The sequence below is a fragment of the Dolichospermum sp. UHCC 0260 genome (assembly GCF_009711985.1).
Classification (GTDB): Bacteria; Cyanobacteriota; Cyanobacteriia; order Cyanobacteriales; family Nostocaceae; genus Dolichospermum; species Dolichospermum lemmermannii.
Genome location: NZ_VIKZ01000008.1, coordinates 1 through 12,213 on the forward strand (window position 1 = coordinate 1; position 12,213 = coordinate 12,213).

Annotated in this window: 11 protein-coding genes; 4 read left to right on the forward strand and 7 right to left on the reverse strand. The window is 39.3% G+C overall.

Annotated features, from left to right (window positions below; genetic code table 11):
- Positions 1-12 precede the first annotated feature (12 nt).
- Positions 13-1,695, reverse strand: coding sequence for a serine/threonine-protein kinase (locus FJR08_RS04960; protein ID WP_168632378.1), 1,683 nt, complete (start codon positions 1,693-1,695; stop codon positions 13-15).
- 545 nt (positions 1,696-2,240) lie between these two features.
- Between FJR08_RS04960 and FJR08_RS04965 the strand changes: the two genes are divergently transcribed.
- Complete coding sequence (locus FJR08_RS04965) at positions 2,241-3,257, forward strand: ribose-phosphate pyrophosphokinase (protein ID WP_168632379.1); 1,017 nt, start codon at positions 2,241-2,243, stop codon at positions 3,255-3,257.
- Between the two features lie 149 nt (positions 3,258-3,406).
- Here FJR08_RS04965 and FJR08_RS04970 read toward each other — a convergent pair whose 3' ends face one another.
- Together FJR08_RS04970 and FJR08_RS04975 are read right to left on the reverse strand one after the other, a co-directional pair.
- Positions 3,407-3,979, reverse strand: a complete 573-nt coding sequence (locus FJR08_RS04970; protein ID WP_168632380.1) for an HD domain-containing protein — start codon at positions 3,977-3,979, stop codon at positions 3,407-3,409.
- Positions 3,980-4,014: 35 nt separating this feature from the next.
- Positions 4,015-5,409, reverse strand: a complete 1,395-nt coding sequence (locus FJR08_RS04975) for a serine/threonine-protein kinase (protein WP_168632381.1) — start codon at positions 5,407-5,409, stop codon at positions 4,015-4,017.
- 118 nt (positions 5,410-5,527) lie between these two features.
- Between FJR08_RS04975 and FJR08_RS04980 the strand changes: the two genes are divergently transcribed.
- The 3 genes from FJR08_RS04980 (at position 5,528) to typA (ending at position 8,215) form a co-directional block, all read left to right on the forward strand.
- Positions 5,528-5,791, forward strand: coding sequence for a hypothetical protein (locus FJR08_RS04980; protein ID WP_168632382.1), 264 nt, complete (start codon positions 5,528-5,530; stop codon positions 5,789-5,791).
- Complete coding sequence (locus tag FJR08_RS04985) at positions 5,792-6,262, forward strand: type II toxin-antitoxin system VapC family toxin (protein ID WP_168632383.1); 471 nt, start codon at positions 5,792-5,794, stop codon at positions 6,260-6,262.
- A 162-nt stretch (positions 6,263-6,424) separates the two neighbouring features.
- Positions 6,425-8,215, forward strand: coding sequence for a translational GTPase TypA (gene typA / locus FJR08_RS04990; RefSeq protein WP_168632384.1), 1,791 nt, complete (start codon positions 6,425-6,427; stop codon positions 8,213-8,215).
- Between the two features lie 77 nt (positions 8,216-8,292).
- Here the strand turns inward: typA and FJR08_RS04995 are convergent, their stop codons facing one another.
- From FJR08_RS04995 to FJR08_RS05005, 4 genes are all read right to left on the reverse strand, one after another.
- On the reverse strand, positions 8,293-10,902 hold the full coding sequence (locus FJR08_RS04995) for a chloride channel protein (protein WP_168632452.1): 2,610 nt from the start codon (positions 10,900-10,902) through the stop codon (positions 8,293-8,295).
- 305 nt (positions 10,903-11,207) lie between these two features.
- Positions 11,208-11,378, reverse strand: coding sequence for a PIN domain-containing protein (locus tag FJR08_RS23490; RefSeq protein ID WP_323294581.1), 171 nt, complete (start codon positions 11,376-11,378; stop codon positions 11,208-11,210).
- A gap of 69 nt (positions 11,379-11,447) precedes the next feature.
- A complete protein-coding gene (locus FJR08_RS23495) occupies positions 11,448-11,630 on the reverse strand; it encodes a hypothetical protein (protein WP_254435693.1) in 183 nt (60 codons plus the stop codon).
- The gene (locus tag FJR08_RS05005) at positions 11,621-11,917 is read right to left on the reverse strand and encodes a hypothetical protein (RefSeq protein ID WP_168632385.1); all 297 of its coding nucleotides are present in this window, start codon (positions 11,915-11,917) and stop codon (positions 11,621-11,623) included. Before FJR08_RS05005 ends, FJR08_RS23495 begins: the two co-directional genes overlap by 10 nt.
- Positions 11,918-12,213: the final 296 nt, after the last annotated feature.

Genomic DNA, 12,213 nt, shown 5'->3' on the forward strand with positions numbered 1-12,213 from the left:
AACGTTAAAACGTTAATTAGTCCCATTAAACCCTGGAGTTGACGTTTCTGTAGGAGTTGGCGTTTCTGTGGGAGTTGGCGTTTCTGTGGGAGTAGGGGAAGTCGTAGGAGTTGGCGTTTCTGTGGGGGTTGGCGTTTCTGTAGGAGTTGGCGTTTCTGTGGGGGTTGGCGTTTCTGTGGGAGTTGGCGTTTCCGTTGGCATTGGTGCTTCTAAAGCTACATTCAAACTATAATTAACCTCCGAAACACCCCCAGACAAACCTAATCGAATAATATATCTCCCATCATTAGCTAATATTCCTTCATAAGAAGTAGATTGTTGATCTTGAGTATTAATGATTTCACCATTAGCAGTTAAAATCGTCAGTACAATCCCACTGTTTTCATTTACAGATACAGTTAATTTTTCCCCAACCTTACCTTGTAAACTATATTCAACCAATTCATTTTCCCTCAGTGTTCCGTCAATTGTCGCCTTGTTAGATTTGTCTAATCTCAGCCGTTGACGATTAATCACAGGTTCACTATTAGTTACTGTGGGTGTTGGAGTTGGTGTTGGTGTTAATAATGTCCCACTAGGAATAACTGGAGAAGGAAATGATTGTGGGGTTGTGATTGTTTCTGTTGCTGGACGAGACTGATTTTTCAGTGAATTCACCAAAGTCCAAGAACCAAACCCTGCTAAAATAATCACAACACCGCCAATTCCTGCCAACGCCCAAGCATTATCCAAAATAGAGCTACTTTGTCCAGAATTAACTGAAGGTTGCGGCTTTTCAGATGTTTTTGATATCGGTTCAGGACGATGCCCGATAGCGATAGTTTGTAGATGAGATAAATTAGCAGCAGGTTGGCTACTATAACCTAAGTTAAGCAGTGCCTGAGTAACATCAGCGGCACTTTGATACCGTTCCCCCGGCAGATAACTCAACATTCGCTGCAAAATTTGAGCGAATTCCGGTTTTACTGTTGCCCACTGTTGCCAATTCCATATTAGTTCCTGCTCATCAAATAAATCTGCGGGTTCTTTCCCCGTCAACAAAACTATCGTCGTCACAGCCAACGCATACAAATCACTACTAGGATATGCCCTACCCGTTTGCATTTGCTCACTAGGCGCATAACCCAATTTACCTACAGTAGTTACTGGTGTGGGGCTTGAGGATTGTAATTTTGTGGCTAACTCCTTGACTACTCCAAAGTCAATTAATACAGGCAGGGAATCACTTTCCCGTAAAATCATATTCTCTGGGGAGATATCCCGATGAATAATTCCCTGACCGTGAATATAACTAAGAACAGGCAACAAAGTGCGTAATAAATACAATACCTCTGCTTCAGTAAAAGTTGTGCCAACATCTTGGCGTTCTCTGAGCAAATTCCGGTAAGTCTTACCAGCCACAAAATCTTGCACCAAAAATAACTTTTCGTTTTGGGCAAATTTTTCCCGAAATTTGGGAATTTGTGGATGCTCAATTTGATACAAGATAGCAGCCTCTCGTTCAAATAACTCTTGTGCCTTTTCTCCACCGGATGTTCCCGTACCTGGGGCAATTAACTCTTTAAGCACACAAAGTTCATTAAAGCGTCTTTGGTCTTCTGCTAGATAGGTTCTACCAAATCCCCCCTGTCCAATAATGTGAATTATGTGGTAACGATTTTGTAGGATAGTACCAACTGTAATCGGTGATTGCATGGTCTATTGATTGAATATAATAATAGCAACAGAGCTAGAACTTAACAAAACTATCGCCTGTTCACAACATGACTCAAAGTGTCTCAATTGTGGCTTCCGTAATTTTCCTCAGTCACCCCGCCCACAAGGAAGTGTATACTAGAGACAAGTCTGGCATTATTCTATTCTGACATTCGGACTTTAGTCAGGACTTGTCCAATATAGTAGCAGATATAATCCGGGATAAATAAATCAATTGGCATCCGCAGCAATGTCAAAGTTGATCTTTAATGGTAGGCATTCAGCCGTCAGTTTTCCGGGAAATATATGAATATGGAAGTTCGAGGTATAGATAATTTTGCTAGGTTCTTTTTGATTCATAACATAAATATTTAATCTTCAATTCACGAGGTCGTTAATTGGTAATAAGTATCATAGAATAATTGTTTGCACTTTCGCTGCTATTTAATCGTCGGTTTTCTAACACCCCCAGGGTTAACTTGAAGATCAATATTATTTGTTTAATCCATTTTGGCTAAATTTGCTCAATCTCTGATGATATTTCTATGAATGCACTTCGAGGATCTGCTGTGCTAAGTTCTGCAACTTTACCCGTCCAGTCAATAGCAACGGGACTACCTGACAATAATCGCTTACGGCTGTTTTCCGGTTCTGCCAATCTGGCACTGTCGCAAGAAGTCGCTCGTTATCTAGGTATGGACTTGGGTCCGATGATTCGCAAAAGATTTGCGGACGGAGAACTTTATGTTCAAATCCAAGAATCTATTCGGGGTTGTGATGTCTATTTAATCCAGCCCAGTTGTCAACCCGTCAATGATCATTTGATGGAATTACTAATTATGATTGATGCCTGTCGTCGGGCTTCTGCACGACAGATTACAGCAGTAATTCCTTACTATGGTTATGCTCGTGCTGACAGAAAAACAGCCGGTAGAGAGTCAATTACTGCGAAATTAGTTGCTAATTTGATTACCCAAGCAGGTGCTAACCGAGTTCTAGCAATGGATTTACACGCAGCTCAAATTCAGGGCTATTTCGATATCCCCTTTGATCATGTATATGGTTCACCAGTTATCCTGGATTATCTCATTAGTAAAGGATTACAGGATATTGTGGTGGTTTCCCCTGACGTGGGTGGGGTCGCACGGGCTAGGGCATTTGCGAAAAAGCTGAATGATGCACCTCTAGCAATTATTGACAAACGTCGTCAGGCTCATAATGTTGCCGAAGTCTTAAATGTGATTGGTGATGTGAGAGGCAAAATTGCCATATTGGTGGATGACATGATTGATACTGGCGGTACGATTGCGGCGGGGGCTAAGTTACTGCGTCAAGAAGGGGCGAGTCAGGTATATGCCTGTGCTACTCATGCTGTGTTTTCACCACCTGCTATTGAAAGGTTATCAAGTGGGGTCTTTGAGGAGGTTATAGTCACTAATACTATTCCCATCCCAGAGGCTAATCAGTTTCCGCAATTGGTGACGCTTTCTGTCGCTAATCTGCTGGGAGAAGCAATTTGGCGGATTCACGAAGATAGCTCACTTAGTAGTTTATTCCGTTAATCAACAAATAAATATCATCCCAAAGGAAGAAAAAAGGAGTCAGGAGTCAGGAGGAAGAAAGAAGAAAGAAGGAGTAAAAGCATGATAACTTTGTACTTCCTGTAACCTGCAATATGCTGTAAATAATGAAGGATGAAAGTTTTCGTTCTTCATTTTTTATATGCAGCTAATATTTCTAATTCGGCAACTACCCTTTCTAATTCTGCCACTAAGGGCGTAATTTGATGTTTTTGGAAAGCATCTGCTAGAGAACGATAATACCAAAGTGTCCCTTCTTTGCCACCTTGAAACCGTTCCCAAACTGCATCACCAATCATGCGATAATCTTTGAGAATTGAGCGGACATTATGGAGTTTGTCAGCAGCAGAAACTAGCAATACTTCTGGGGAAGCGGTGGCAATATGGGCAATATAGGCTTCTTTCCGGGGTTTCCAAGGGGGTTTGGGTGTGGTGTCTGCGTCTGTACAACCATCAACTATAGCAGTGACATGATCCCCAAACCGCCGGCGAATTTCTGCTCTGGTGGCTGCTCCACCTTGGTCTTCTATGGCATCATGTAGTAAGGCAGCGATCGCTTCATCTTCATTAGCACCATATTCTAAGGCTATGCTGGCTACTCCTAGTAAATGGGTAATATAGGGAATATCCCCAGCTTTGCGTTTTTGCGTGGCGTGGAGTTCGTGGGCGTAGGTAAGCGCTTGGGTAAATCTTTCTGATAGCATTTTTAGTTAAATAGGTATTTCGGCGTTATTGTTAATTAACTGAAATTACACACTTCCAATCTCAAAAGAATAGCAGATAATTCATAACCACCACGCCATTCATCCCACAATCGAGGAAGATGTCCTTCTAGTGCATTTTCACTAAAGTTTATTTCAGAATAATAACACCATTCTCTAGTAGTCCAACCAGCAAATAAAATTTGATGATTTCTTGTTGATCTCCATCCTACATATTCTCCAAATAGTACCCAATTTTCTTCGTTAAATACTCCAGCTTTTCCACCTAATTTTTCCCATATTTTTTTCTGGATGCTAAAACCAAAACGCCCTTTACTATATTTTACCCACAGTTGATCTATAGTTTGTAAGGCTTGACAAGGAAAATTTTTAATATCTTCTGCCATGAAATATCCTTGTTCTTGTAAACCCATTATTTCCAATATCTTATACTTTGTCCATTCATCAGCACTTTGCCATTTTTTGTTAATAAGCAATTCCTCTAGCTTACTATAATTATTTATTTTATTAAATAATTTATTAGTTAATAAATTGGGAATTTGCTCAAAATTAACAACATCAACACTAGGAATGTTTGTTACTTGTGGTTGCAAATATATCTCATTTAAATCTAATAACCCTAACCATTCACTTATTGACTGAGGACGATTTTCCGGCTTTATTTCCATTCCTTTAATTATCGCCTGATTTACTTTATCACTAATACTAGAATTTATCTTTTTTGCTTCTTCTAATTCTGTACCAATTGCTCTCATTGGTGATATAGTTGGTAATTCTCCAGTTAACACAGAATACAAAGTTGCAGCTAAAGCATAAACATCTGTAAATGCTCCCCGTTTTGCTCTAGCATCATATTGTTCAATTGGTGCAAAACCATCAGATAATATTTTGGTATGGGTTTTAGTTAAATTCGGTGTAAATTCTCGCGCAATCCCAAAATCAATTAACACGGCTTCTGATTTACCAGAACGCAACATGATATTTTGTGGTTTAATATCTCGATGTAATAAGCCATTATCATGAACTACAGTTAATGCTGACCCAATTTGCTGAACATAGCGTAATGCTTCAGTTTCAGATAAAATACCTTGATTTTCTACTACAGTTCCTAAATCTTCCCCATCAATATATTCCATCACCATACACCAAAGATCATTTTCATGAATGACTTCGTATATTTGGACAATATGAGGATGACTACATTTAGCTAATTTAATCGCTTCGTTGAGAAAGTCTTGTTGAAATTTAGCAAAATCAGCACGTTTTTGGATTGCATCATTTACAGTTTTGATAACAACAAAATTTCCCTGATTATCTCTAGCGCGATAAGTGATCCCAAAACCACCTTCACCTAATTCTTTTTCTATGGTATATTTACCATCTTGTAATTCCTGCCCTGATAACCAAGCCATAACCTGTAAATTTATAGATTTATAAGTTCATTTTGGCACAATTTTAGTTGTAAGTGCTAATTTCAGGTTATTATCTGCCTAAAATAGTAGAAGACACCTGACTACAAACTAAAAACCTATGCCACAAACAATTCTCAAGGAAATTCTCAATCAGCTTGATAGTTTAGAACAAGATGAACTACAGCAACTTAATCAAGCTATCCAAATATGTCTGACTGATAAAGCACAAGTTAATCAAATCACAAACTTTCATCAAGCACTGTTAAGTTCTGGTTTGGTGAAACAAATTAAACAACCTGCTGACAGTAAACAACATGAAAGAAAACTTATTCAGGCACAAGGAAAACCTGTTTCTCAAACTATTATTGAGGAACGCCGCTAAATGTCTGTTTATTTTTTAGATAGCAGTGCCTTAGTTAAACGCTACGTTGCGGAAATAGGTTCAGGTTGGGTTGTTAGCTTGTGCAGTCCTACGTTAAAAAATGATGTATTTATTGCTGCTATTACTGCCGTAGAGATTACTGCGGCAATTAGTAGGCGATCGCGGGCTGGAAGTATTAATATTCAAGATGCTACAATGGTATACCATCAGTTGAAAAATGATATCGAATCTGAATATCAAGTGATAGAAATTACAGACAGTATCATTAATTCAGGAATGAGATTAGCTGAAAAATATTGTTTACGCGGCTATGATGCAGTTCAATTAGCTGCTGCTGAGTCCATAAATACCCTTTGCATTGCCAATAGTTTACCTCAATTAACTTTTGTATCTGCTGATAAAGAATTGAATATAGCCGCTGTCAGTGCAGGTCTGCTTGTAGAAAATCCTCACGACTACTCCTCAACCTAAACCATGCTCTTGATATTTATTATCAAAATAACAATATTTGTGACAATTACGCTAGAATTATTAAAGGTTCGTTACAGATTTGGCAAATCATCCCCACTTCTGTTAAAACGACCGAAAATTAGCTTCTTAATCTAAAAACCTTAAAGTTTACCGAAACCCTCTATGACGCTCCCAATTCGTAACGTCGCCATTATCGCCCACGTTGACCACGGTAAAACCACCCTTGTTGACGCTCTCCTCAAACAGTCCGGCATTTTCCGCGAAGGCGAAGACGTTCCGGATTGTGTCATGGACTCCAATGATTTGGAGCGGGAACGAGGCATTACAATTCTTTCTAAAAATACAGCGGTTCGCTACAAAGAAACCCTGATTAATATTGTTGATACCCCTGGACACGCTGACTTCGGCGGAGAAGTAGAACGGGTACTCGGCATGGTAGACGGTTGTATTCTGATTGTTGATGCCAATGAAGGACCAATGCCCCAAACCCGCTTTGTCTTGAAAAAAGCTTTGGAAAAAGGTCTCCGTCCTATCGTCGTTATTAACAAGATTGACCGGGGACAAGCTGACCCCCACGTTGCTGTGGATAAGGTCTTGGATCTGTTCTTAGAATTAGGTGCAGATGAAGACCAGTGTGACTTTAAATATTTGTTTGCTTCCGGTATGGCTGGTTTCGCTAAAGAAAGCTTAGAAGCAGAATCAGTAGATATGCAGCCGCTATTTAATGCCATTCTCCGTCACGTCCCCGCACCTGTGGGAGATCCTAACAAGCCTCTACAATTGCAAGTTACCACCCTAGATTATTCAGAATATTTAGGCCGGATTGTCATTGGTAAAATCCACAATGGAACTATCCGCGCTGGACAACAAGCTGCTTTGGTAGTAGAAGATGGCAGCATTGTCAAGGGCAAAGTTACCAAGTTGATGGGGTTTGAAGGTTTAAAACGGATAGAGATGCAAGAAGCTACCGCAGGTTATATTGTGGCTGTAGCTGGTTTTGCTGATGCTTATATTGGTGAAACTATTACAGATCCTAATGAACCTCTGGCTCTGCCATTAATTAAGGTGGATGAACCAACTTTGCAAATGACCTTCTGGGTGAATGATTCGCCTTTTGCTGGTCAAGAAGGTAAATTGGTAACATCTCGGCAAATCCGCGATCGCTTATACCGCGAATTAGAAACCAACGTAGCTTTGCGCGTTGAAGACACCGACTCTCCTGATAAATTCCTGGTTTCTGGTCGTGGTGAATTACACCTAGGCATCTTAATCGAAACCATGCGCCGTGAGGGTTTTGAGTTCCAAGTATCCCAACCTCAAGTAATTTACCGTACAGTTAACGGTCAAAATTGCGAACCTTTTGAACTTCTAGCATTAGATGTTCCCGCGGACGCAGTTGGTAGCTGTATTGAACGCTTAGGACAACGGAAAGCGGAAATGCAAGATATGCAGCCTGGTGGTGGCGATCGCACCCAACTAGAGTTTATCGTAGCAGCCCGTGGTTTAATCGGTTTCCGAGGTGAATTCATGCGAATGACTCGCGGTGAAGGCATCATGAACCACAGTTTCCTTGATTATCGTCCCCTTTGTGGTGATATTGAAGCCCGGAACAAAGGCGTTCTCATCTCCTTTGAAGAAGGTGTTTCTACTTCCTACGCGATGAAAAACTGTGAAGATAGAGGCGCGTTCTTTATCAGTGAAGGAACTAAGGTTTACAAAGGGATGATTATTGGTGAACATAATCGTCCCCAAGATTTGGAATTGAACGTTTGTAAAACGAAGCAGTTAACCAACCACCGTTCATCTGGTGGTGAAGAACTTACTCAGTTACAAACACCCATAGACATGAATTTGGAAAGAGCTTTGGAATACATTGCTCAAGATGAATTGGTGGAAGTTACACCTGAATCTATTCGTCTTCGGAAGATGTCCAAGAAATTGGTGAAACGTTAATATCTGTAGGGGTGGGGTTTCCCACCCTGATTAAATTTATAAACTCATATAAATCAGGTAAATCACACAAATCATAGTTAAGAAATTGCACTTCTGACTAAAATTACGGTACTATCAACACCAGATGCGATTGCTTCGGGAATATTACCTTGAATTGCTTGTTGTAATAATCCCTCACGAGAAGCACCCAAAACTACAACGTCGAAATCTTCAGTTTTGACTAATTCAATGACTCCAGCGGTAACAGATTCAGCTTGCAAAGATGCAGCGACAACATTACTTTGTAAATTGCGGTGACGCATTAATTGACGAGTAGATTCCTCTAAAACCGTCATATCTGGTGCAACTTCCCCAGGTTTAACTACCTGCGTTAAGCGAATTTCTATGTCGTTTTCCAAAGTTACTAAAGCAGGTAATAATTTAATGGCGATAGGTGCATTTGGTCCTCCAGCCATTGGTATTAACCAGCGTTTAAATTGCTGGTAGGAATGGAAATTATTGCCTAATTTGACCAAGACAACATCACAGTTTGCTTGACGAATTATAGTATCTACTACGCTGCCAAAAATCCTGCCAGGGGTAGATGTATTTCCCTTCCAACCCATGAAAATTAAGTCTATATATCGTTCCTTAGTAGTTTCTAAAATAGCTTGGGCGATATCATGGGCGACACGAATTTGGGTATGAATGGGAATGTGCAGTTTTTTGGCTAAACCTTCGGCTTGTCGGAGTAAACGGCGACTTTTAGCGGTGTTAACTGGGGTTTCCGCTGGAGAAACATGACGGGATACTAAGATGATTTGTAAACATTCTATTTCATAATGGCGATCGCGGGCGATCGCAGCAGCCATTTCTAATAAAGCCGGGGCGGTTTCCGGGTTAGCAATGGTAACTAATAATCTCCCTCTCCCAATACTAGGCGATCGAGTTTGGTATACTAGATAGGAAGGTTCAGCTTGGGGACCTGTCACCCCGGTTTCACCATTCAAATGATTTGCTTCCGTACGGATAATATCTGCACGGGTAATAATCCCAATTAATTTTTGTCCATCTACCACAGGTAAGCGACTAATTTGATATCTATTTAATAAATAGAGAACATGACTTAATCTATCTGCTGGTGTGACTGTCACCGGTTTGGGTGTCATAATCTCTCTTAAAAGAGTCTCATGGGGTGAGAGATGATTACGGATTTTCTGTAAATCTGTCTGGGAAACTAATCCTACTAATTTATTATTTTCTACCACAGGAAAGCCGCGATGATGGGAACGGGAAAAGGCTTTAATAACTTCATCTCCTGTCATTTCTGCTTCTAGGGTTTCCACGGAGGGCTGCATTACATCCTTAGCAGTTAATTGAGTTAATATTCCCTCTGTGGGGCTATCTTTTTTAATAATGATACCATTTAATGTGAGCAGTTTTTCATACAGTGAACCCGGAACAACCTTCTCAGCCACCAGATAAGATGTCACACATACCACCATTAAAGGTAATACTAAATTGAAATCTGTCGTCATTTCAAAAACAATGACAATCGCCGTTATCGGAACTTTGGAAACCGCGCTAAAAAATCCCCCCATTCCGGCTAATGCGTAGGTAGTCGGTGAACCAAATCCAAATACTTGCAATTCACATACGCCAATAATATGTCCTAAACAAGAACCTAAAATTAAACTTGGTGCAAATAATCCTCCTGGTGCGCCCGAACCAAAGGCAATTAAGGTTAAAATAAATTGGGCAATAAAGACAATTCCCGCTAAAGGTATATTCGGTTCACTAGCAATCATAAACTCCCGCAAACCTGTATTATCCCGAAAGGTTTCTGGTAGTAAGGACATAATCAAACCAGAAGCCAAACCAGCTAAAGCCACTCGTAAAGGTAAACTAATATGTAAACGGCGATAAGCTTGAATACTGAAAATTAATCCCCGATTAAATAAAGCTGCTAATAAACCCGCTAAAATTCCTAAAATTAATAAAGCCGGAATTTCTAATAAAGAAAAACTGCTAGAATAGTCAATTAGTTTTAAGTCTAATTGCAGACTCCCACCACCCAACCACCGGGAAATTACACCACCAATAAAAGCAGCAATAATTGCCGTTCCTAAAGTTAAACCTGATAGATCTTGTAATAACTCTTCAATAATAAATAATACCCCGGCTAGAGGTGCATTAAAAGCCGCTGCTAAACCCGCCCCAGCCCCCGCTGCAATCATCTGTCGGCGATGATCTGGAGAGGTAGGAACTAAACGACTCATACCCGCTGCTAACCCCGCACCAACTTGAACTGTAGGTCCCTGTCTTCCCAAGGTTAACCCCGAACCCAAGGCGATTATCGAACTGATTAACTTGACAAAAGCTACTCTCCATGATAGTTTAATTGGCACATTCGCCAAAGCAGCTTTAACTTGGGGAATGCCACTACCAGCCGCTTCTGGAGCTAACCGCTGCACTAACCAACCGGAAAGAAACCCCAAACTTAGGCCAATAAATGGTAGAGATATCCAGGCTGGGAAAATGTGAGTTGTATGCACTCGCCATGTCCCCAACCAGCCTGAACCTTGTTTGAGTAATACCGCAGATAAAGCGGCTACTATCCCAATTATAGATGCTTCTGCGATCGCTAAACCCTTTCTAGGTTGCCAAAAGTTCCGAAAATACTGGGTTAGCAATGCCAAAGAAATCATCATTTTTAAGTTTAAATTTTTAATCTTTAAATTTTAATTTAAAACTAACTCTTTCTTGAGTTTTTTAGATGGGTATCTTATTTAGCATATTAAATATTTTTACTGAGGAGCTTGGATGAGAGAAGACGGTAAAATTATTGAAAATACTCTTGACAAGTTTCCAAGTTTCAGTTATGGTTTAAATATAGTGGAAATCTGTGCGCCCATATATATAGGGGTTTGCTTTTCCAAAAGTATTTTTGTCAGAATCAGGATACTCAGGATTTTAGGATTTACAGGATGTGGGTTTCAAGTATAATGATAAATTATGATTCATAAATAAAATCTGCTAAACAATTACCTAATTTTAAATTTTCTATACTTTTAAAATCACTATCATAAGTAAATAAAATTAAATTATGTTGAATTGCTGTAGCTGCAATCCAAATATCATTAGTAGGTATAGGTTTTCCTTTCTTTCGCAATTGAGAATAAATGAGAGCATAATATTCTGACGTTTTTTAATCTATGGTAAATATTTTGACTCTAGGAGATTCCATAAATTTTTATAATTCATAACGATTTAGTTCTAATTTATTTCCTAATGCAAAACCTCCTAGTAATTCTCCAAGGATGATAGAATTGATAGCGATAATATCTACATTTCCAATTATTGAAACTGCTTCATTTTGATTAAGTTTAAAAGCAGTATAAGCATTGGTATCTAGTAAGATTGATTTTATTGCCATAATTGTTGATCTATTTCATTAAATTGTTGAGTATTAAGTAAAAATTCAGTTTCATCTTCTTTTGTCCATGTTCCAGCAAGATAATCTAAATCATGGTAAGGATAAGAATTAGAAAGGTTTTTTTCTGCTGTTTCCAAGGTTTCTGGTGGTATATTTTGGGGTGAGAAAATCCCATTTTTTAGACTATTTATTTTATCTGTAAATTCTTTTATCCATTGATAAAGGTTATCTAGCTCTTGTTCTGGGATTCTGTCAATTTCTGCTTGAATAAGTTTTTTTACCGTCATAAGTAATACTCCTGCTGGCAATTTATTATATTATATCTAAATGATGTCCAGGATTTGAGGATTTACAGGATGTTGTTGGATGATTTTTTGTGGGGAGTTGGTGATTTTTTTGTCTGAATCAGGATATCCAGGATTTGAGGATGTACGGGATGTTATTGGATGATTTTTGGTGGGAGTTGGTGATTTTATTTGTCAGAATCAGGATTTCCAGGATTTGAGGATGTACGGGATGTTATTGGATGATTTTTGGTGGGAGTTGGTGATTTTATTTGTCAGAATCAGGATTTCCAGGATTT

Coding starts and splice junctions, on each gene's coding strand:
- FJR08_RS04960 (WP_168632378.1), bottom strand. CDS start 1,695: ATGCAATCACCGATTACAGTTGGTACTATCCTACAAAATCGTTACCAC.
- FJR08_RS04965 (WP_168632379.1), top strand. CDS start 2,241: ATGAATGCACTTCGAGGATCTGCTGTGCTAAGTTCTGCAACTTTACCC.
- FJR08_RS04970 (WP_168632380.1), bottom strand. CDS start 3,979: ATGCTATCAGAAAGATTTACCCAAGCGCTTACCTACGCCCACGAACTC.
- FJR08_RS04975 (WP_168632381.1), bottom strand. CDS start 5,409: ATGGCTTGGTTATCAGGGCAGGAATTACAAGATGGTAAATATACCATA.
- FJR08_RS04980 (WP_168632382.1), top strand. CDS start 5,528: ATGCCACAAACAATTCTCAAGGAAATTCTCAATCAGCTTGATAGTTTA.
- FJR08_RS04985 (WP_168632383.1), top strand. CDS start 5,792: ATGTCTGTTTATTTTTTAGATAGCAGTGCCTTAGTTAAACGCTACGTT.
- typA (WP_168632384.1), top strand. CDS start 6,425: ATGACGCTCCCAATTCGTAACGTCGCCATTATCGCCCACGTTGACCAC.
- FJR08_RS04995 (WP_168632452.1), bottom strand. CDS start 10,902: ATGATTTCTTTGGCATTGCTAACCCAGTATTTTCGGAACTTTTGGCAA.
- FJR08_RS23495 (WP_254435693.1), bottom strand. CDS start 11,630: ATGGCAATAAAATCAATCTTACTAGATACCAATGCTTATACTGCTTTT.
- FJR08_RS05005 (WP_168632385.1), bottom strand. CDS start 11,917: ATGACGGTAAAAAAACTTATTCAAGCAGAAATTGACAGAATCCCAGAA.